The sequence below is a fragment of the Pseudoalteromonas porphyrae genome (assembly GCF_001298125.1).
Classification (GTDB): domain Bacteria; phylum Pseudomonadota; class Gammaproteobacteria; order Enterobacterales; family Alteromonadaceae; genus Pseudoalteromonas; species Pseudoalteromonas neustonica.
In genome coordinates this window covers 132832-155562 of record NZ_LHPH01000003.1, presented here as the reverse complement: position 1 = coordinate 155562, position 22731 = coordinate 132832, and the positions used below count along the sequence as shown (strand labels likewise).

At 39.3% G+C, this 22731-nt stretch carries 17 protein-coding genes; 10 read left to right on the top strand and 7 right to left on the bottom strand.

The window, feature by feature from the left end; translation table 11 throughout:
• Window positions 1-33 precede the first annotated feature (33 nt).
• The 3 genes from ADS77_RS03885 to ADS77_RS03875 all read right to left on the bottom strand — a co-directional run bounded on the left by ADS77_RS03885 (window position 34) and on the right by ADS77_RS03875 (window position 3544).
• Complete coding sequence (locus ADS77_RS03885; protein WP_410054810.1) at window positions 34-1722, bottom strand: AMP-binding protein; 1689 nt, start codon at window positions 1720-1722, stop codon at window positions 34-36.
• Between the two features lie 297 nt (window positions 1723-2019).
• Window positions 2020-2466, bottom strand: a complete 447-nt coding sequence (locus ADS77_RS03880) for a DUF3010 family protein (RefSeq protein ID WP_054204704.1) — start codon at window positions 2464-2466, stop codon at window positions 2020-2022.
• Between the two features lie 64 nt (window positions 2467-2530).
• Window positions 2531-3544 carry an endonuclease/exonuclease/phosphatase family protein gene (locus ADS77_RS03875; RefSeq protein WP_054204703.1) on the bottom strand — a complete coding sequence of 338 codons (1014 nt, stop codon included), beginning with the start codon at window positions 3542-3544 and terminating at the stop codon, window positions 2531-2533.
• A gap of 258 nt (window positions 3545-3802) precedes the next feature.
• Between ADS77_RS03875 and thrS the strand changes: the two genes are divergently transcribed.
• From thrS to ADS77_RS03845, 6 genes are all read left to right on the top strand, one after another.
• A complete protein-coding gene (gene thrS / locus ADS77_RS03870; protein WP_054453059.1) occupies window positions 3803-5713 on the top strand; it encodes a threonine--tRNA ligase in 1911 nt (636 codons plus the stop codon).
• Between the two features lie 59 nt (window positions 5714-5772).
• On the top strand, window positions 5773-6336 hold the full coding sequence (gene infC / locus ADS77_RS03865; RefSeq protein WP_082355596.1) for a translation initiation factor IF-3: 564 nt from the start codon (window positions 5773-5775) through the stop codon (window positions 6334-6336).
• A 208-nt stretch (window positions 6337-6544) separates the two neighbouring features.
• Window positions 6545-6745, top strand: coding sequence for a 50S ribosomal protein L35 (gene rpmI, locus ADS77_RS03860; protein ID WP_002960713.1), 201 nt, complete (start codon window positions 6545-6547; stop codon window positions 6743-6745).
• A 15-nt stretch (window positions 6746-6760) separates the two neighbouring features.
• Window positions 6761-7123 carry a 50S ribosomal protein L20 gene (gene rplT, locus ADS77_RS03855; protein ID WP_004587841.1) on the top strand — a complete coding sequence of 121 codons (363 nt, stop codon included), beginning with the start codon at window positions 6761-6763 and terminating at the stop codon, window positions 7121-7123.
• Between the two features lie 182 nt (window positions 7124-7305).
• Entirely contained in the window at window positions 7306-8388 is a 1083-nt protein-coding gene (locus ADS77_RS03850) for a sensor histidine kinase (RefSeq protein ID WP_054204701.1), read from the top strand.
• The gene (locus tag ADS77_RS03845; RefSeq protein WP_054204700.1) at window positions 8375-9199 is read left to right on the top strand and encodes a LytR/AlgR family response regulator transcription factor; all 825 of its coding nucleotides are present in this window, start codon (window positions 8375-8377) and stop codon (window positions 9197-9199) included. Before ADS77_RS03850 ends, ADS77_RS03845 begins: the two co-directional genes overlap by 14 nt.
• A 116-nt stretch (window positions 9200-9315) precedes the next feature.
• Here ADS77_RS03845 and pyk read toward each other — a convergent pair whose 3' ends face one another.
• Window positions 9316-10752 (bottom strand): pyruvate kinase, encoded by a 1437-nt coding sequence (gene pyk / locus ADS77_RS03840; protein WP_054204699.1) that lies wholly within the window; start codon window positions 10750-10752, stop codon window positions 9316-9318.
• A gap of 392 nt (window positions 10753-11144) precedes the next feature.
• Here pyk and gndA point away from each other — a divergent pair, with 392 nt between their 5' ends.
• Complete coding sequence (gene gndA, locus ADS77_RS03835) at window positions 11145-12518, top strand: NADP-dependent phosphogluconate dehydrogenase (protein WP_054204698.1); 1374 nt, start codon at window positions 11145-11147, stop codon at window positions 12516-12518.
• Window positions 12519-12582: 64 nt separating this feature from the next.
• Here gndA and ansA read toward each other — a convergent pair whose 3' ends face one another.
• Together ansA and sppA are read right to left on the bottom strand one after the other, a co-directional pair.
• Window positions 12583-13593 carry an asparaginase gene (gene ansA, locus ADS77_RS03830; protein ID WP_054204697.1) on the bottom strand — a complete coding sequence of 337 codons (1011 nt, stop codon included), beginning with the start codon at window positions 13591-13593 and terminating at the stop codon, window positions 12583-12585.
• Window positions 13594-13898: 305 nt separating this feature from the next.
• On the bottom strand, window positions 13899-15764 hold the full coding sequence (gene sppA, locus ADS77_RS03825; protein ID WP_054204696.1) for a signal peptide peptidase SppA: 1866 nt from the start codon (window positions 15762-15764) through the stop codon (window positions 13899-13901).
• A 218-nt stretch (window positions 15765-15982) separates the two neighbouring features.
• Between sppA and ADS77_RS03820 the strand changes: the two genes are divergently transcribed.
• From ADS77_RS03820 to nhaD, 3 genes are all read left to right on the top strand, one after another.
• On the top strand, window positions 15983-17944 hold the full coding sequence (locus tag ADS77_RS03820) for an FAD-dependent oxidoreductase (protein WP_054204695.1): 1962 nt from the start codon (window positions 15983-15985) through the stop codon (window positions 17942-17944).
• A 290-nt stretch (window positions 17945-18234) separates the two neighbouring features.
• Entirely contained in the window at window positions 18235-18915 is a 681-nt protein-coding gene (locus ADS77_RS03815) for a DoxX family protein (RefSeq protein ID WP_054204694.1), read from the top strand.
• A 683-nt stretch (window positions 18916-19598) separates the two neighbouring features.
• The gene (gene nhaD / locus ADS77_RS03810) at window positions 19599-21005 is read left to right on the top strand and encodes a sodium:proton antiporter NhaD (RefSeq protein WP_231659005.1); all 1407 of its coding nucleotides are present in this window, start codon (window positions 19599-19601) and stop codon (window positions 21003-21005) included.
• A 71-nt stretch (window positions 21006-21076) separates the two neighbouring features.
• On the opposite strand, the gene ADS77_RS03805 is transcribed toward nhaD, so the two are convergent.
• Window positions 21077-22126: a DUF21 domain-containing protein gene (locus tag ADS77_RS03805; protein WP_054453057.1), complete on the bottom strand. Its 1050-nt coding sequence runs from the start codon at window positions 22124-22126 to the stop codon at window positions 21077-21079.
• Window positions 22127-22731 lie beyond the last annotated feature (605 nt).

The window sequence follows — 22731 nt, the reverse complement described above, 5'->3', positions numbered from 1 at the left end:
TGGCTGTGCTTTGTTGTATTTAGCGTGGTGAAGCTAAGAGAAAGCTTTGTCGCTGAGTTCTGCTTGCATTTGTTCTCGCATTTTAAATTTTTGCAGTTTACCTGTTACAGTCATAGGGTAGTTTTCTACAAAACGGATATGTCGTGGCATTTTAAAGTAGGCTAGCTTGTCTTTTAAAAACACACGAATCGCTTGCTCATCAAGTACAGCATCCTCTTTTGGTTGGATCCACGCACACACTTCTTCACCATATTTTTCATCTGTTATACCAAATATTGCAGCATCTTGAATACCAGGATAGGTATAGAGCACCTCTTCAATTTCTCGAGGGTAAATATTCTCGCCACCGCGAATAATCATATCTTTAATGCGCCCAACAATAGTGACAAACCCTTGCGTATCCATAACACCTAAATCGCCAGAGTGCAGCCAACCGTCTTGATCGATAGTTGCAGCTGTTTTTTCCTGATCATTCCAATAACAACGCATAATTCCTGCTCCGCGACTACATATTTCCCCTGGTAATCCAATTTTTTGCAGTTTTCCGACTTCATCTATTATTTTTACTTCTGTATGCGCTAAGGCACGCCCTACAGTCGTTACTTGTTTCTCAATTGACGAGTCTATTTCAGTTACATTATTAATCGGGCTACATTCTGTTTGCCCATATCCAATCACAACCTCATTCATATGCATGAGTGACTGTACTTTGCGCATCACTTGCTCTGGGCAAGTCGAGCCTGCCATTATTCCGGTGCGTAAACTAGATAAATCAAAACGGGAAAAGTCCTTAAGTTCAAGTTCAGCAATAAACATTGTAGGCACGCCATGCAAGGCAGTACATCGCTCTTTTTCTACTACTTCGAGGGTTATTGTTGGATCGAATGATTCAGCAGGAAATACCGCTGTAGCGCCTTTACTAATACATACCAGATTACCTAACACCATACCAAAGCAATGGTATAAAGGCACCGGGATACATAGCTTGTCATCTGCTGTTAAACGCATGGCATTGGCCATTAGAAAACCATTATTTAAAATGTTTTTATGAGACAGCGTTGCACCTTTTGGACTGCCTGTTGTACCAGATGTAAACTGAATATTGATATCTTGCTCTGGTTTTAAAGTTGCTGCGAGCGTGACAAGCGCTAATTTTTGCGCATCAGTTGGCATATTCATTATTTGGTTAAAACTAAACATTCCTGGGGCTGCTTCATTACCAATCCGAATAATGTTTTTTAGATAGGGGAGGTTTTTTGCATTGAGCATACCTGGCTCAGTATGTTCGAGCTCTGGAAGCAATTCATTTAGCATAGCAAGGTAATTACTCGCTTTGAAACAAGATGCAGTGATGAGTGTTGAGCATTCAACCGTATTAAGCGCAAATTGTAACTCGTTTGGACGATATGCAGGATTAATACATACCATAATGGCCCCAATTTTAGCTGTCGCAAATTGGGTTAAGCACCACTCTAAGTTATTTGGAGACCATATCCCAACTCTATCACCCGGCTTTACACCTATCGATAGTAGACCCATGGCCAATTGATTAATTTTTTGTTGATATTCTCTATAACTTAATCGAATGTTTTGGTGATGAACTACAATTGCAAGATGTTCGGGGTTATTGTCGACAATGCTGTCAAAGTAATTACCTATCGTACTCTCTATCAAATCAGGGGTTTGCGATCCTCGGTACTGGCTAATTACCAAGTCATTCATATCATTGACTTTATTCTGCGCATTTTTTACAGGTCTATTGTTGTCATTTACTTGCATTGTGCGGTCTCCATGTCATGTTGTGTGAGTATACAAAAACAAGAAAAGCATAAATTGTCGACAAATGAAAGGGTTCTAAGACCAATGTAGCAGGGGGGATGAGCTTAGAGCAAAAAACAGGGCAATAAAAAACGCCAATGAGATATGCTGAATAACAGCACACATTGGCGTTGTGTCGTAGGTTAATTTATTTGGCTTCAGATCAAGCAATTATAATCAATAAAGCGCTACTTTGAAAAATTAAAGCTCTTCACTACGATATGTTTTTTTCATCAAGTGTACGTATGCATTCACAAACGCATTTTCTTGATATTTTTTAAGTCCCGTTTCTGCAAAATCGATAGGGATTGGATTTCGCTTTAACTGTTCTTTGACTTCAGTTGTGCTGAATAAATAGACATCTAATTCTTTGATCAATTGGATAGCCGTTTCCATTTTGAAGCCATTTGCACTACCTGCAAATTTACCCTTAGGGGCACGTTGACGAATTGCCACAGAGTCAATTTGGTAATCTTGCATTAATTTTGCAAAATCGAACTGAAATTTACGCATAACTTCAGTGTCGTTACCATTGCCTAAAGTAAAGCGAGTTTGGCGGATATCACGTATATCAAATACATCGTTATCTTTAGTTAAAATACACAGTAGTACGTCACTACCGGTAATTTCTACACCACATGTTCTCATTGTCATTCTCTAATAACTAGTTTAATCATATTATATCAATTAAACGTCTTAAAAACAGCGCATTTTAAAAACCTATTTCAATTGCTATCCCACTATGATCACTTACACAAATATCTTCTTCAACCAATTGGGGGTTCAGATGTGAATCAAAACTTAAATAATCTAAAGACTTTATTCGTGATAAAGCACAGTGCGTATTAAAATGACTTGAGGTCAAAATATAGTCAAGTACATTGCCTTGGCCTTTGTAGTAATGACTGGGAGGCTTTTTTTGTCCCGCTTCGCATTGAGTACTTAATTCATATGCATCTGATAAACCAACTACTGGTTGATCGATCTTTAAACACGAATTACTTTGCAACGGGGGGAATCCTGTGGTCATAAATGACAATGCGGGGCTGTGAATGCTATCGTTAAAATCACCCATAACAATTGTGGCGCAGTTTTTTTCTCGTTGTGTTTTAAGTGCATCATAGTAAACAATAGACGCTTCTAAAGAGCGAGAAATTTGCGATTGCATCATACCTACTGTTTGCTGCAATACATTAAGTAACGGATCTTCTTGATTATGAATATTCAAAATATGCGCCATTGAATGCACCCGTTGTGATTTAAAGTGCACTACATAGCAAGTCAAGTCACCAAATTTAGGAATACTAAAGCTGCACTTGATAGGTGTTCTATTAAATTTAAATTCATTTTGGTTATTTAAATATTCAAGTAATTCAGGACAAGGGGTTAATTCGATACATTGCGTAAAAGGAATTTTTGAAGCAATTGCAACGACAGGGTTAAATAAGACTTGTGGATAAAGATTATCGCTTCGTGGTGCTGCCACAGTAGCGAAATGATCATAGCCTTGGTCTTTACAAAGTGTTTGCAATGCATTTGGACTAAAGACTTCCTGAAATGCGACGATAGTCGCTTGGCTTTGCTGTAAAAAACCAGTAATAAACTGCAGTTTTTGTTGCCATTGAGTTGCATTATAGCGTTCATGCAATTGATAAAATGAATAAGGAGGTACCGCAAAATTAAGTAAATTAAGCGTGGCAAAGCATATACGGTTTGGCGCAGTCATTAAGTAGTCCAACAGCTAAAATTCTATGTAAGTATGAAATGCGAGGGTTATTTGTCAATTTGTCTGGCTAAATACTTGTATTTAACTGCTTCAAACGCGACAATAACTAATTGTACTTGGTAAGACTCAACAAGTGCATTAGCGTTTAACGCTGAATTTAACAATGCTTATTCGTAAAAGCGTTGTAGAGTCATTCATTTTAATTTAATAAATACATGTGATGCATTGTAGGCGTCACCACTGTAGCAAGGATTTATAATGCCAGTTATTACTCTCCCTGACGGCAGTCAGCGTAGTTTCGAAAACCCAGTAAGTACTCTTGACGTAGCGAATGATATCGGACCAGGTCTAGCCAAAGCGACTATCGCTGGTCGAGTTAATGGTACGCGCGTTGATGCATGTGATTTAATTAGTGAAGATTCTCGTCTTGAAATCATTACCGCAAAAGATGACGACGGCCTTGAAATTATTCGTCATTCATGTGCCCACTTAATTGGTCATGCGGTTAAGCAGTTGTTTCCTGATGCGAAAATGGCTATTGGTCCAACAATTGATAATGGTTTTTACTATGATATCGATATGGAGCAATCGTTATCTCAAGATGATTTAGAAGCCATTGAAAAACGCATGTTACAACTAGCTAAAACAAACTACGATGTGGTTAAGAACACCGTAAGCTGGCAAGAAGCGCGCGATGTATTTGAAGCGCGCGGCGAAACATATAAAATTGAGATTCTTGACGAAAACATCAGTAAAGATGATCGTCCTGGTTTATACCAGCATGAAGAATATGTTGATATGTGTCGTGGTCCACACGTACCAAACATGAAATTTTGCCAAAATTTCAAAATCATGAAAGTAGCCGGTGCTTACTGGCGTGGTGATTCAGATAATAAAATGCTACAGCGTATTTATGGCACCGCATGGGGCGACAAAAAACAGCTTAAAGCTTATTTAAAACGCCTTGAAGAAGCTGAAAAACGTGATCACCGTCGTATTGGTAAAGCACTTGATTTATGGCATTGGCAAGAAGAAGCGCCAGGCATGGTATTTTGGCACAACGATGGTTGGAGCATTTACCGTGAGTTAGAAGAGTTTGTACGTGAAAAATTACGTGAATACCAATATGAAGAAGTAAAAGGTCCAATGATGATGGACCGTTCATTGTGGGAAAAATCAGGTCACTGGGATAAATATTCAGATGCAATGTTCACCACTGAGTCTGAGAAGCGTGAATACGCTATTAAACCAATGAACTGCCCAGGTCACGTACAAATATTTAATCAAGGCTTAAAATCATACCGTGATTTACCACTGCGTATGGCTGAGTTTGGTTGTTGTCACCGTAATGAACCATCAGGTGCACTACACGGTTTAATGCGTGTGCGTGGCTTTACACAAGATGATGCCCATGTGTTCTGTACTGAAGAACAAATCATGGACGAAGTATCGTCATGTATTAAAATGGTGTACGACACATACGAAACGTTTGGTTTTGAAAAAATTGTTGTTAAGTTGTCAACACGCCCTGAACAGCGTATTGGTGATGACGAAATGTGGGACAAAGCTGAGCTTGCATTAGCTGACGCACTTAAAGCAAATGACATTGAATTTGATTACCTACCGGGCGAAGGTGCCTTTTATGGTCCTAAAATTGAATTTACTTTGTACGATTGCTTAGACAGAGCGTGGCAGTGTGGTACAGTGCAACTAGATTTTGCATTACCGGGGCGTTTAGGAGCAACTTATGTTGCTGAAAATAACGAACGCCGTACGCCTGTTATGATTCACCGTGCTATTTTAGGTTCTATCGAACGCTTTATCGGTATCTTAACAGAAGAGTACGCGGGCTTATTCCCAACGTGGCTTGCGCCTAAGCAAGTTGTGATTATGAATATCACAGATAAACAAGCTGGTTATGTGCAAGAAGTTGTACAAAAATTAAATAAAATTGGAATTAGAGCCACTGCTGACTTGAGAAATGAGAAGATTGGCTTTAAAATCCGTGAACATACATTAAAACGTATTCCTTACTTACTTGTTGTTGGCGATAAAGAAGTTGAACAACAAGAAGTAGCGGTGCGTACCCGCACAGGTGAAGATCTGGGCAAATTTAATGTTGATGAATTTGTCGCTAAAATTAGCGAAGAAATTAAAAATCGACTATAAAAATCCAGCGTGTAGGGCATTTACAAAACAGCTAACTACACGCTTATTATTTGATATTCTTGGAGGAACGTACTATTAGAGGCGGCAAGAAAGGGCAACAAACAGCCCAAAAAAATCGTATTAACGAAGAAATTACAGCTCAAGAAGTTCGCTTAATTGACATTGAAGGCGAACAAGCTGGAATTCAGTCATTAAAAGACGCGCAAACAATGGCTGATGCCGCGGGTGTTGATCTTGTTGAGATTAGCCCTAATGCAGAGCCGCCTGTTTGTAGAATCATGGACTACGGTAAGTTCATCTTTGAAAAAAGCAAAGAACTGAAAGAGCAGAAAAAGAAGCAAAAGCAGATCCAGATAAAAGAAATCAAATTCCGTCCGGGAACGGATGAAGGCGATTATCAGGTTAAGCTTCGCAACTTACGTAAGTTCTTAGAAGGTGGCGATAAAGCTAAAATTACCATCCGCTTCCGTGGTCGTGAAATGGCCCACCAAGAAATTGGTATAGAATTACTAAACCGTATCAAAGCCGATTTAGAAGAACTTGCAGTTGTTGAGTCTTTCCCAAATCGTGTTGAAGGTCGCCAAATGGTTATGATGATGGCACCTGTTGCTAAAAAGCAATAAACGCGCTAAGATACGCACCGAATTTAGCTCAGGTCTGCAAGTAATATGTAAATATTCACCTGAGTTAACCGGTATTAAAGTAAAACTGCGGCATTTATGCTGGGTTTTCACCGGAACATGGCAGTAAGTTAGGCCTAAAAGTGGAGCTATAGAAATATATCTCACGCCTGCTTACTAATTTTAAAGCAATACATTTGGAGTTATTGCAATGGCTTATAAGCTAAAAAGTCACAGCGGCGCAGCTAAGCGCTTCAAAAAGACTGCTTCTGGCGGTTTCAAGCGTAAACAAGCGCATCTTCGTCATATTCTGACTAAGAAAACTTCTAAGCGTAAACTACACCTACGTCCTAAGATGATGGTTCATAAAAATGACCATGGTCTAGTTTCACGTATGTTACCGTTCGCTTAATAGGGGTTTTTAGAAATGGCAAGAGTTAAACGCGGCGTTGTCGCACGTGCACGTCACAAAAAAGTTTTAAAACAAGCAAAAGGTTACTACGGAGCACGTTCACGTGTTTACCGCGTAGCTTTTCAGGCTGTTACTAAAGCGGGTCAATACGCTTACCGTGACCGTCGTGCGAAGAAACGTACTTTCCGTCAATTATGGATTGCACGTATCAATGCTGCTTCACGTCAAAATGGTCTGTCTTACAGCCGTTTTATCAATGGTCTTAAAAAGACATCTGTAGAAATCGATCGTAAGATCCTTGCAGATATCGCTGTTTATGATCAAGTTGCATTCGCAGCGCTTGTTGAAAAAGCAAAAGAAGGCCTAGCGGCAGCTTAAGCTTTTTAAATAAGTACTAAAAGGGAGCCTATGGCTCCTTTTTTTGTGGCTAAAATAAAGTATGCTCAAATCATCTGTAGATATCTTTGCGGTAAGGCTCGTGAAAAGCGAGATAGTTGGTAGTGATCCCATCCTAGCTAACGCTATATAATAATTATAAATTAATGAGGTAATTAACTATTTTGAATTGGCAATCATTAGTCGACAACCGCCAACGTTTTTTCTGGGTATTACAGATCGCGGGCTGGATTGGTTATGCACTAGTAAATTATATTGGCTCAAAAGTCTTTGAAATGCGCGACATCTACGTATTCGTCATTGTACTCAATGCATATGCGGGTTGCTTAATGACTGTGCCACTGCGTTATATGTATCGCAAAGCATGGAATGCATCCCCTTGGGTGCTCATGCTTGTTGTATTTAGTGCTTCCTACGTAACAGGCACTTTATGGGCAGTTGTACAAAAGTTTAATCTGTGGGAAATATATCGACATGGTTATCGTCCTTCAGAATGGTTTTATTATTTTCAGCAAGGCTTAGACTCAGTCTATATTGTATTGTGCTGGAGTGGTTTGTACTTTGGTATAAAGTATTATCAGTTATTGCAAAGTGAGCGTCAAAAAGCATTAAAGGCTACGACGATGGCCCATGAAGCGCAATTAAAAATGCTGCGATACCAGCTTAACCCTCACTTTTTATTTAATACCTTGAATGCTATCTCAACCTTAATATTGGTAAAAGAGAATAAAGATGCCAATTTAATGGTGTCTAAGTTAAGTGACTTTTTGCGTTATACACTTAATACTGATCCAATTAAGAAAGTGCCATTAGAGCAAGAGTTGCATGCACTTATGTTGTACCTTGAGATAGAACGAGTTCGTTTTGATGAACGTTTAAAGCTCAATGTGCAAGTAAGTGATGAAGCAAAGCAAGCATTAGTCCCTAGTTTGATATTACAACCTATAATAGAGAATGCGATTAAATACGCGATAGCTCATTTAGCGCAAGGTGGAGTGATTGATATCAAAGCACAGGTATTTGCTAATGAACTATTGTTGGAAGTAGGTGATAATGGCCCTGGCACTGAGCTAGTTAATGGTCAATTAGTTAATGCACAAGGGGTAGGGGTGGCAAACACCAAAGATCGCCTAAAGACTTTGTATGAAAATAACTATTCGTTTGTATTATCACATAATACGCCAAGTGGATTGAAAGTAAATCTGCGTGTTCCGTTTGAAAAGGCTGTGAAAAATGAGCAAGATTAAAACCCTGATTGTAGATGATGAACCGTTAGCTCGTAGAGGATTAGCGGTGAGATTAGAAGACTTTGACGATATCGAAGTGATAAAGTTGTGTAGCTCGGGCCAAGAGGCAATTGATGCATGTCTTGCAGGGAATATAGATTTAGTTTTTTTAGATATCCAAATGCCAGGTATGAATGGCTTTGAAGTTGCTAGAACATTAAGCAGTAGCGTAAGGGCGTTACCTGCTATTGTATTTGTAACCGCATTTGATCAGTTCGCAGTCAAGGCATTTGAAATTCATGCTTTAGATTATATTCTTAAACCAGTCGATGACAACAGACTAAAACAGGCGGTAGAAAAAGTGCATACTTACTTGAAGACGCAACAAGACAACGCACATAAAAAGAAATTGGCGAGTTTTGTTGCTGGAATTACGGGTAATAATTGTGAAGAGATTTTGAAAAAGCTGGCGACGGGAGATACGTTAACAGATCGTCGCTATCCAGAGTCTTTAGCCGTGAAGGAACAAGGGGAAATAATCCGTGTGCCTGTGGCGACAATTCAATGGGTGGATGCAGCTGGCGATTATATGTGTTTGCATTGCCAAGATGGGCAAACGCATATTCTACGTAAAACGATGAAAGAACTAGAACAAGAACTCGATCCACAATTATTTGTGCGCGTTCATCGTAGTGCCATTGTAAATACAAAACAAATTAATAAATTAGTAACGCAAGTAAGTGGTGAGTATTTACTTGTACTTGATAATGGGCAAGAGTTAAAAGTAAGCCGTAGCTACCGCGATAAAGTCAAGGCAGCTTTAGCTAGTTAAATTTATTACCCAGAATTTGGGGATTGAGTTGAGTATTTTATACGCTGTGCCTTAACTAAGAGCCTTAACGTAAAAACGCGAGCAAAAGCTCGCGTTTTTGTAGGACTAAGATTTAACTAAGCAACAGTAACTATTTTCATCGTATTGGTTGCGCCAATAGTCTCCATCGTATCACCATGAGTGATGATAACGGTGTCGCCTGATTGCAATGAACCAGCAGCAACTAAGGTGCTAAGTGCATCTTTTACCATATTATCTTTTTCACATTTAGTCGAATCAAAGAACACCGGGTAAACACCACGGTAAAGCGCTGTCTGACCTAGCGTACTTGCATGACGAGATAATGAGAAAATAGGTAAACCAGAGCTAATACGAGACATTAGTTTAGCTGTGCTACCTGACTCAGTTAATGTAACGATTGCTTTTACTGAATCTAAATGGTTTGCTGCGTACATTGCAGATAAAGCGATTGACTCAGCGTTTGAAGAGAAACGGCTATCTAAACGATGTTTAGAAACGTGTGTTTCTTTTTGTGATTCAGCACCTAAACAAACACGTGCCATAGTTGCTACGGTTTCTTCAGGGTAATCGCCGGCAGCAGTTTCAGCTGACAGCATTACTGCGTCAGTACCATCAAGTACAGCATTAGCAACATCCATCACTTCTGCACGAGTTGGCATTGGGTTATCGATCATCGATTCCATCATTTGCGTTGCAGTGATCACAGTACGATTTAGTGAGCGAGCGCGGCGGATAATTAGTTTTTGCTTACCCATTAAAGCAGCATCGCCAATTTCAACACCTAGGTCACCACGGGCAACCATCACAGCGTCTGAAGCGAGAATAATATCATCAACAGCTTCAACAGTTTCAACCGCTTCAGCACGTTCAATTTTTGCTAAAAGCTGTGCATTAGAACCCGCAGCTTCAGCAAGTGAACGTACATAACGCATATCATCGCCACTACGTGGGAATGATACTGCGATGTAATCAACGTTAATTTCAGCAGCTGTTAATAAATCTTCTTTATCTTTTTCAGTAAAAGCGGGTGCTGTTAAACCACCGCCTAAACGGTTGATACCTTTATTATTTGATAACACACCACCGACAGCAACTGTGGTATGAACTAAATGGCCTTCAACACTTACGACTGTTAATTGAATTAAACCGTCGTTTAAAAGGAGTAAATCACCAGGGGCAACATCTTGTGGTAATTCTTTATAATCAATACCTACGCCATTAATATCGCCTAGGCCTTTTTCCATTTTTGCATCAAGAATGAATTTAGCACCAACAGTCAAACTTACTTTGCCTTCTTTAAACGTTGATACACGAATTTTAGGGCCTTGTAAGTCAGCTAAAATAGCAATGTGCTTACCCAATTTTTTGGCAATATCACGTACAGCTTGAGCGCGATCTTTATGATCTTGTGCAATACCGTGTGAGAAGTTTAAGCGCACTACGTTTGCACCGGCACGAATTATTTTTTCTAAGTTGTTATCTCGATCGGTTGCAGGTCCAAGGGTCGCGACTATTTTTGTGCGTCTAAGCATCAAATTCTCCTGTGAGCTTACGATGTAAGCAGGTTGACGGTTATTTTCATTATTTATATTCATAGGCTTTAGCGCAATGAAATATACAGTTTGAATAACAGGGAAGAATAGTAATTAGTTATTCTTTTGCTGTCATTATTTATACAAAATTAATATGACGACATTATGACACCGGTGTCAGGTTCCGTCAATGCACGAATAATGAAATCCCAACCGTGAAATTATCACCCTGCAACCACGGTTGTTTGATATAATCCCCGCAATGTGCGCATTTGTTTTGCGCTCGGCGTTGTATCTAATGTCTAAGTTCGCAATTTTAAGCTGCTTGGGTATAATGCGCGCGGTATTATTTTCATTTTCTAACCAATAGTTGTTACCGAGGAGGACACTAAATGCAAGTTGCATTAGTCGGGTTAGGCGTTATGGGTAAAAATCTTGCTCTCAATTTGATTGAGCAAGGAATGACACTAGTAGCTTATGATAAAAACCCGGATGCGGGCGAAGAATTACTAAGCTGTGCTAAATTACAAGGCATGGCAGATCGTTTGCACATTGTCTCTGATTTAGGTGATATGGTTAAACGGTTAACGCCACCTCGCTCAATTTTGTTATTAGTGCCAGCGGGTGAGTTAGTTGATAAAGTTTGCAGTGAACTAGTTGAAGCGGGCGTTGATTGTGACGATATTATCGTTGATTGCGGTAATAGTAATTATAAAGACGGCATCACTCGGAAGCTGAAATATCAAAACAAATTTGAATTTGCAACGATGGGAATTTCTGGCGGGGCAGAAGGTGCTCGCCATGGTCCTGCGATGATGGCAAGTGGTTCAGAAGGTGGCTGGGAGCGTGTCGAGCCATGGTTTGAAAAAGTAGCAGCAAGTTACAAGGGGGAGTCGTGTTTTGCCCGTGTAGGTCAATCTGCTAGTGGCCATTTTGTCAAAATGGTGCATAACGGTATTGAATATGCACTAATGCAGTTAATTGCAGAAATGTATCAATTACTACGTTTAGGCACTAAACGCAGTCCGCACGAAGTAGCTGAGATCTTTAATCAATGGTCTGAAGGGTCACTTAATAGTTACTTATTATCTATCTCAAGCCATATTTTATCGCTTGAAACAAATGCAGATGAAGCATTAGTTGATTTAATTGATAATAAAGTTGGCGCAAAAGGCACAGGCTTGTGGACGGCACAGAATGCGTTAGAGCTAGGCATTGCGGTTCCTTCGTTGGTTGCAGCAGTTCAAGCACGTCATTTAACAAACACAGGTGATACACACGCCGCAAAAGAAATGGCCTATGCTGCTAAATCAACCACACATGTTGAATTAGATTTAGACGAACTTAAAGATGCTTTTTTGTTTGCTAGTTTATTAGCATATCGTCAAGGTCTTGCGCTTATCAAGGGTGCATCGCGTGCGCATCAGTGGAAAGTCGACCTGTCTAAAACATTACAAACATGGCGTGCTGGTTGTATCATTCGTGCAGATTATTTAGATAATATTGCCGAAGGTGTTGAGTTTATCGATACACTAGAAAAAGAGTCGTTAGCACTGCGTAAGATCTGTGGACAAGCAATGATGACAGGATTAGCATTTCCGGTACTGAGTTCTACACAAACGTATTTTGCGACGCTTACTACACCAAGTAATGGTCACTTAGTGCAAGCTCAACGAGATTATTTTGGTGAGCATGGTATTAAAACCCACAGCGGTGAAGTGTGCCATTTAACTGATTTAGTAGAGATTGACGCGAAAGTACGTTAATTGCTGTTTAAGTACGAAAAAGGCGCGCTAAATAGCGTGCCTTTTTCGTTTAGAAAGCTATTTGTTACCGGCTTAATTCACCACGTAAATTATCTTGCATTAAATGACGAATAGTTTCTACTTCTAGTTTTTGACTAAGTAGGTAATGTAGTTTCGTTAAGCATGCTTCTAATGTCATATCGTAACCGCTGATCACACCAATATTGAGTAATGCGTTACCTGTTGCGTAACCACCCATATTAACATGGCCTTTTAAACATTGAGTAAGATTGACGATAACCATACCTCGTTTACTGGCGCTGGAAAGTATTTCTAGAAAATCTGGATCTTGTGGCGCATTACCAACACCAAAGCTTAATAACACTAAAGCTTTAATATTATCATTTACTAAGCTTTTTACAACAGCGTGGCTGATCCCAGGATATAAGTATAAAACCCCAATAGGCTGTGGTGTTATTTTAGTTATTTGAAGTTCGTTCTCAACGTAAGGGCTCAGCTGTCCCTTTAGTAATTGAATGTTAATACCGGATAATGCCAATGGATCAAGGTTAGGGGATGCAAACGCATCAAATCCGTCAGCGTGTGCCTTAGTGGCGCGATTACCACGAAATAGTTGATTATTAAAAAAGAGACTTACTTCTGCGATAGGGTAATTAGCCGCTAAATACATGGCATTGAGTAAATTTACTTGGCCATCAGATCGCAGTTGCGAGAGCGGAATCTGTGAGCCAGTAACGATGACAGGTTTTGTTAAGTTCTCAAACATAAACGACAATGCTGATGCAGTATACGCCATGGTATCGGTACCATGAAGCACCACAAAGCCATCGTAATCTTGGTATTTGCTTTTAATATCGTCAGCAATTAATTGCCAATGAGCAGGGGACATATCTGAAGAGTCGATTAGTGGGCAATACTCGTGAATATCGAATAGGGGCATTTCATCACGATTAAATTCAGCATTGTTTTCTACGGTTTGCGTTAAAAAACCTTCAGCGGGAATATAGCCTCGGCTCGATTTTTTCATCCCAATCGTACCGCCAGTGTATGCGATATAAATACGTTTACGTTTCATAAAAAAGCCCAGTAAAAAAACTGGGCTTAGTATAACGGTTAGTGGCTGCGATTACAGCTTATATACCTAAACTACCTCAAGATGCAGAATTCAGCGTTTCACAGGTGCTTAATATCAAGGCGTTACTTTGCAAGAATGGCAGTCCCTTTTAAGAAGTAACAACGATGAGAGTAAGTACCTGTGAAACGCCCAACGGGTTGGTTTAAAAGCGATTTATACCGCGTTATTGATTTTAACAAGGGAATAACCATTCTTTGCAATCAATGCCTTGTCTAAATCGCTTTTAATTCCAACTGAAACTCGCATTATTGTGAAATATTACACACTAAACAACGAGCATAAATACCTTGCGGATCGTTATAATCCTGTAAGCTTTCAACTTCAGCAGTTAATTGCTTAACTAAACCAGTGATTGATGCTTTATTTGATAAGGCATTTTGCAATGTACTTTGTGAGCCAATCAGTGATTTGATAGATGCATTTCCAAAAATATCTTGCATTAGTTGCTCTTCAGCAGACAGACTATGCTTAATAGTTTTAACTTCATAAAAGTCAAGCTTAGCGAGTTCTGCCGCCGCTTTAATTGCATCTTGTTTATTACCTAGTTTATCGATTAAACCAAGTTCTTGTGCCTGGCTTGCAATCCAAACGCGGCCTTGAGCAATATTATCTACTTGCTCTGGGGTCATGTTACGCGCTTCACCAACCACCTCTAAAAAGCGTTGATAAGCATCTTCAACACTTAATTGAATTACTTGTGCCATTTTTGCATTAAGTGGGCGTGCGATTGATAAACCCGCCATTTCCGTTGTAGCTACACCATCCGAGTAAACACCTAATTTAGCCATGGTATTTTCAAATGTCATAAAGTTACCGAATACACCAATTGAACCAGTGATGGTGCTAGGCGCAGCCCAAATTTCATTGGCCGCAGAAGCAATCCAATAACCACCAGACGCTGCAACTGAGCTCATTGAAGCGATCACAGGCTTACCTGCTGCTTTTAGTGCGAGCACTTCGGCACGAATAACTTCAGAGGCAAACATACTACCGCCACCTGAATCAATTCGTAGCACAACCGCTTTCACTTTTTCATCTAAACGCGCTTTACGAAGTAAGGCTGCGGTTGAATCACCACCAATTTCACCGGCTTTACGTTCACCATCAGAAATAGTGCCGCGTGCAATAACAACAGCTACTTTCTCTGTCATTGGGTTATCAAATGTAATGGGAGGTTTAATTAATGATAAATATTCTTTAAATGATACTTGATTAAAGGTCTTGCCTGTTTCTTCAGTACCGACTAACGCGATAAGTTCTTGACGAACTTGCTGATTAGTTTTTAATGAATCTACCCATTGATGCTCAAGCGCATATTTACCTGAATCACCATTAACAGCTTGCATTTTTGCAAGGAACACATCCATTGTTTCATCAAAATTTGTTTCATCAAACGGACGAGCAGCGGCCACATCTTGTTTGTATTCTTTCCACAATGCACTTAACCACACGCTGTTGGCTTCTTTGGCTGCATCTGACATATCATTACGGATAAACGGCTCAACAGCTGATTTGAATGTCCCAACACGGAATATATGCTGAGTGATACCGAGTTTTTCCAAGGCCTCTTTAAAATACAGCGGGTACATACCAAAACCTTGAATTTCGACGCCGCCATAAGGGTGCATCGATACTTCATTAGCATGAGCAGCTAAATAGTATTGCGCTTGTGAATAATAATAACCAGTGGCAATGACTTTTTTATCCGCAGCTTTGAAACGCTCTAACGCTTGGGTTATTTGCTTTAATTTATTTAAATGCGCATTTGGCATTTTTTGTAAATCTAACAAAATAACCGAAATACGTTTATCTTCAGTTGCTTGATCAATTACTTCTATTATGTCATCAAGTAAAATTTCAGCTGGCTCATCCTTACTCATTGTGGCGTCATTGATAGCCGCTCCAATTGGATCCACGTAGATTTTTTCTTCTACGATTGGACCATTGAGGTTGAGCCTAAGTACAGATGTATCTGCTACTTTAATTTCATCTCCATCACTGGCAATTGACACAATGAAAAGAATAACAATTAGCACAAATAAAAAATTGAGAACTAAGCGGCGTGAAAAGTTAATTCCTGCCCACAGTCCTTTAAACATCTTTGCAATCAAAATAGATCCTTAATTTGGTACAGCTTATATCTGACTCCATATTAGCCCAGAATAAAAATTTATTTAACTGTTAAATCGTAACTAAGTATTTACGAATGATTTTTTAACCTTGTTTATGCGAAAATGTTACATAATTTATCACTTTTGTTGCTTATTACTTGCCAATCAAGCAAAATTCGCTAATGTATAGAGGTTAGACCAGTTGATTGGGGCAGAGGATGTTAGAACAACAATTACAATTAAAACACACACAATTACGTAACCGCTTGGTAATGGGCTCAATGCATACGGGCCTTGAAGAGGGGTGGCATAACCGAAAACGCCTAAGTGCGTTTTATGAAGCGCGTGCCAAAGGTGGCACGGCAATGTTGATCACAGGTGGGTACAGCCCTAATTTACGTGGTAAATTAACGCCTATATCGTCATCTTTTAACAGCTACTATGATGTGTTTAAGCACCGCGCATACACCGATGTTGTACATCAGCATGGCGGTAAGATTTGCTTACAATTATTACATGCTGGTCGTTATGCATATCATCCATTTAATCAAGCACCGAGCGCAATTAAAGCACCTATTAATCCGTATCAGCCAAAAGCAATGTCGCTCAGTTCGATTAAAAAAACCATAAAAGACTTTGCCCATTCTGCCTATTTAGCACAAAAGGCTGGCTACGATGGCGTTGAAGTGATGGGGTCTGAAGGCTATTTGATCAATGAATTTATGGCTCCGCATACCAATAAACGCACAGATGAATACGGTGGCAATTTAGAAAATCGTATGCGCTTAGCATTAGAGATAGTCAAAGCAGTACGGGCAAAAGTAAATAAAGAATTTTTAATCATTTTTCGTTTATCAGTGATGGATTTGATCCCTAATGGGTCAACACCTGATGAAGTAACGACTCAAGCCAAAGCATTAGAGCAAGCTGGGGTCGATATATTTAATACAGGTATTGGCTGGCATGAAGCGCGAGTGCCAACAATTGCGAGTATGGTGCCGCCAGGTGCTTTTAAAGAAGCGTCAAAACGATTAAAAGAAGTTGTCAGTGTTCCAGTGATTGCTGTTAATCGTATAAACACGCCGGATATTGCGAATGAAATACTAAACGCAGGTGATGCTGACTTAATTTCGATGGCGCGGCCATTACTGGCTGATCCTGAATTTTTTAATAAATACCAAGCACAGCAAAGTAAACACATTAATATTTGCATTGGCTGTAACCAAGGCTGTTTAGACCACGTATTTAAGGGTAAACGAGCGACATGCTTGGTGAATCCGCAAGCGGGATTTGAACTTGATTACCCATTAGAAGCCACATCAAAATCAAAAAATGTTTTAGTTGTTGGCGCAGGGCCCGCTGGTTTATCGGCAAGTTGCTATTTAGCACAAAAAGGCCATACGGTTACGCTGATTGATAAAAAGACAGATATGGGCGGGCAATTTAATTTAGCCATGCGAATTCCAGGTAAAGAGGATTTTAATCATACTCTACGTTATTTCATCAATGAACTTGAGCGCCTAAAAGTCACAATAACGTTAAATACAGCTTTTGCTGATGATATGCTTGAGCAATATGATGAGGTTGTATTTGCAACAGGCGTTCGCCCTCGTGAGGCAAATTTTACCTGTGCAGACAATAAACGTGTATTTTCATACGATGAAGTTATTCGTGGTGAAGTTGAGCTCGGTAACTCTATTGCGATTTTAGGCGCAGGTGGGATAGGTTTTGATATGGTTGCGTTTTTAAGTGAACATAAAGATCAAAGCATTGCTGATTTTAAATCACAGTGGGGTATTGAATGTGAGCCAAATCCTCATAAAGATAACCGACAATTATTTATGTTAAAACGAAGTGCAGGGCGCTTTGGTAGCGATCTTGGTAAAACAACAGGTTGGATACACCGACAAGTTGCAAAGCAGCATGGTGTAAAACAAATTGCTGATTGCCAATATCATCATTTTGATGACCGAGGTCTTAAAATTACAGTGGCAGGGCAAGATCAAGTGTTACCTGTCGATACCGTTATTGCGTGTATCGGGCAAGTTTCTAATAATGAATTAATGTCTCAATTACTTGATAACCCAAAGGTACATGTTATCGGCGGAGCAAAATTAGCATCTGCAATTGACGCAAAACGAGCTATTTATGAGGCATTACAAGTAGCACGAGAAATATAACTCAATTATAAGCCGTTAATCTTTCAAGGTTAAAGTTTTACTCTTAGGGGCGATTTAATCGCCCCTAAAGATTGGCACTTAGAAACGTTCAGTATTTATATGTGATTATTAGCTCATTTAAAGCTTAAATATTCGCATTGTTGTAGAATTAAACCCCACATACGCACACCTTATTGCACTTGAATGTTAATTTATATTTTTCTGGTTGTTGGTTGAAATAAGCAACTGCTCATGGCGGTCTAAGTGATTTATAGACTATAACTAACTTAAACGTTTTGAGAAGGACTGAAATGAAAAATAAAATCATATCTTTATACCACTCTATCTTTACTAAACTTGCCGTTTTAGATGGCGCTCCTGCATTACTTTTTAGGCTTATTCTTGCGCCTGTGATGATCATTGCTGGGTATAACAAACTTGCAATTAGTGGTGATACGTCAGGTTTTTTTGAATTATTTTTAGCTTCACCCGATGTCGTCGCATGGTTTGGTAATCCTGACTGGGGTTTAGGCTTGCCATTTCCAGATTTGCTCGCATTTTTAGCCGGTTGGAGTGAGTTCTTGGGTGGATGGCTTTTGTTAGTTGGTTTATTAACACGTTTAGTTGCTATTCCACTGATGTTTACCATGGTTGTTGCAGCAACGAGTGTGCATTGGCATAACGGCTGGTTTGCTATTGCGCCAACAAACCCGGAGACAAGTGCGGCACAAGTGCTTGATTGGTTAGCTATTCCCGGTGCTAAAGAAAGCTTAGATAACTCTCTTGAAGTGAAAGATCGTATTGAAAAAATTCGTGGATTAGTCGAAGAGCATGGCTTTCCTGATTATTTATATGAAAAAGGCAAACCATCAATTTTAAATAATGGCATCGAATTTTCTGCGATCTATTTTGCCATGCTATTAAGCTTATTTTTTACGGGGGGTGGGCGTTTTGTAAGCCTTGATTATTGGTTACGAAAAAGAATTGAATAAACTAGATTAGCATAGTCGTGGCTGGGTATAACTAGAATTGAATAGGTTGCGCGTTGTATATCCAAACCAGCTCAAGGTGCAGAATTCAGCGTTTTACAAGGGCTTAATATCAAAATGTTACTTTGAAAAAATGGCTGTCCATTTTAAGAAGTAACAACGCAGAGAGTAAGTCCCTGTGAAACGCCCAAGAGCTTGGTTTAAAAAAATTTATACTGCGTTATTGATTTTAATAAAGGAATAACCATTCTCTGCAATCAATGCCTTGTCTAAATAGCTTTAATTCCAACGACACTCACCTCGGTATATATTATACGTATAGTATATTCTTCTAAGTTTGCAGAGCCTCATAATTATTGATTTATTAGTGAGTCTATAAAATAGCGCGAGAGGAAATTTTTATGTATTAGAGAGCTATCATTAATGTTTAATTTAATGTTTATCCCCACTTGTTCTACCCACCGTTGCGCTCAGTAATATCGCTGTTATTAATGCAAATTTAGACTTGAGTATAATTGCCACGCCATTTTATTGTGATACCTTATTTCAACTTTTTTATAACAATTGATCAATCATAAGAATGATAAATAAAAATATATGAATTGATCAATGCGTATTAAAAAAATAGCTTTTGAAATTAAAACAGGACGTGTTACGTGAATACTTTGTTACGAGGATTTAACCTTTTGAGTGTGGTTTTATTGTTATTTTGCTCCCCTGCGTGGGCGGCAGACGGGCAATTAGACCTAACAACATCTAATATTGGGTTACTTTGCATTATTATATTTTGTATTGCTTATGCAGTGGTTATGCTCGAAGAAAAACTACATTTAAGAAAATCTAAACCAGTACTCGTTGCAGCGGGATTAATCTGGATATTGATTGGCGCATACTATGTAAACCATGATATCCCTGGTATTACGGAAGTCGCATTTAGACACAACTTACTTGAGTTTGCTGAGCTAATGCTATTTTTACTGGTGGCGATGACGTATATCAACGCACTGGAAGAACGAGGTGTGTTCGACGCTTTACGCTCTTGGATGATACGTAAAGGATTTAATTATAAAAATTTATTTTGGATCACCGGATTTCTAGCGTTCTTTATATCACCGATTGCAGATAACCTGACAACGGCGTTACTAATGTGCGCGGTAGTAATGAAAGTGGCTGAAGGTGATAAACCATTTATTAACCTCAGCTGTATAAATATTGTGATTGCAGCCAATGCGGGTGGGGCATTTAGCCCGTTTGGCGATATAACCACGTTAATGGTCTGGCAGGCTGGGTTAGTCCATTTTAATGAATTTTTAGTCTTATTTTTACCCTCGTTAGTGAACTACCTTGTCCCTGCGGCAATAATGAGCTTTTATGTTGCTGATAAGCAACCCACCGCGAAGTACGAAGAAGTTGAGCTTAAGCGTGGTGCAGTTAGAATTTTGGTTTTATTCTTATTAACAATAGCTACAGCCGTTGCGTGTCATAGTTTTTTACATTTGCCTCCAGTGCTTGGCATGATGATGGGATTAGGGTATTTACAGTTTTTTGGTTACTTTTTAAGAATGACATTACCTGGTTCTCTTGCTCGCAAAAAAGCGCATGCGGAGCAGCTAGGTGATAAAGACAGGTTAGCCAAACTTGGCAGTGTTGTACCATTTGATGTGTTTAGTAAAGTGTCACGTGCCGAGTGGGATACTTTATTGTTCTTTTACGGAATTGTAATGTGTGTAGGTGGTTTAGGCTTTCTAGGCTACTTAAATCTAATGTCTGAAATGCTATATGGTAGCTGGTCTACAACAACAGCTAATGTGTTTCTTGGTGTTATCTCGGCAGTCATTGATAATATACCTGTGATGTTTGCGGTACTATCTATGGAGCCTGATATGTCACACGGGCAGTGGCTTTTGATCACTCTTACAGCAGGTGTAGGTGGTAGTTTATTGTCGATAGGCTCTGCGGCGGGGGTTGCTTTAATGGGGCAAGCGCGCGGTTACTATACATTTTTTGGGCACTTAAAGTGGACACCTGTTATCGCTTTAGGTTATGGCGCAAGTATCATGGTACATCTTTGGTTGAATGCATCACTTTTTTAAGTGGTAGTTAAACCACTTATAGGCACTGATTAAAACCAGTGCCTATAAGTCGTCTGCTCGCTTATTTATGTTTATTGTACGTTTGGTTTTTGTGCGGGTAACAATAGTTCAGGAGGCTGCATGCCCTTTAGTAGTCGGCCGTAAATATCAGCGCCAGTTATGATACGGTTTGTAGTTCCCCAAACAAGCAACACATCTTGATCAATAGCACCATCGAATGCTTTATCCACCGATTGACTCATTTTCATTTTTATCACAGCGTCACTTAAACTGGTTTTATCATCAGTAATAATAATAGGGCGGTGACAAAAACGATACGCGTCTAAGCTATCAAACTCAAACAAGGCAGCTCTTAATAAACCATCAGCATCCACGACCAGCAAAGGTTCATCATCTAAATTGGTGATTACCACCCAACGATGACCCGATTTATTAATACTTTTTAAAAAGGGATCTTCTGCTGAATTTGTGATATCAGGAATAATCGGTAAATCCATTTTTGTTTTTAGCGCGATAATTGAATCAGGATCAATTAACTCGCCTTCATCAGCAACGGTTATGGTATCTAGTTTAAAGAAGTTAAGTGCGCCAATCCCTTCGACATGATTAATATCGGTACCTTCGGCTTCAATGTGTTTTCTGATAATACTGCTTAGTTCGCTTTCAGCGAGGTAGGTAATGCCTTCTTTACCTAGCCATAGATCTAATATAATAGCCGTTGGCTTTGCAACGGGATAAAACAATATTTGATAAAAGCGGATTACCGGGGACAATAAACTTCCCATTTTTAGTGCGTTTCTTGAAAAATAGGCTTGGGGAATAATTTCACCAATAATGGTGATTGCAATTGTGGAGAATAAAAAGGCGCTGATACCTGCTAAAGCAGAATCAGATAATAGGGTCAATAAAACATTGATACCCACATTACCCCATAAAATAGTGGTTAAAAGGAAGTTTGAGTCACCTCTCAATGCGAGTATTTTTTTCGCATCTTTATTACCTTTTGTTGACTCTACTTCGAGTTGTAAACGACTCAAAGAGAAAAAAGCTAAATTTAGACCTGAAAATATGGCTGATTGCGAAATGCAAAAAACGATACCAAGCCAAAGAAAAAGATCCATAAAATGAGTTCCTAATGTGTTAGTGGCATGTACCACAAACAATAAAAGTAACACAAACCATCACATTATCAGGCATTTTTATAACTAACGGTGAGGTTTAGGCTATTTATTAAAATTTTATGGATACTAGGTAGGGCGTGTTGACCTTTGTGGATTGAAATTTGCTCAATCTAGGGGCGATTTAATCGCGGCGCGAAGTTTGTAACCTAGCGGGCTCGATAACTGCTCCTGCGTTATTCTACTGGCTCACACCCATGTGAGAATAAGTAAAAATCGAGCAAAGCTTCCGCGTCCTGCTCACGCCCCTTATCTACGTCCGTGTATGCAACAAAGAGTTAATCGCCCCTAGGAAAAACCCTTTGGGCAGCGCATATTTGGCATTTATACTGCGTTATCGCCTATTTATGGGGAGCAACCACACAGCATAGGCGCTGGCTTGCCTAAATACCAAATAGACTGCTGCAAAATCAATCACGAAAGGTCAACACGCCCTAGCATGATTGATAAAGGGGCCAGTTATAGTTTTTGCTGATGCTATTACAGAAAGTATAAATGTGAAATATAAATAATTAGCTTAAACACGGCTTAAAAAACTGACTAACGTA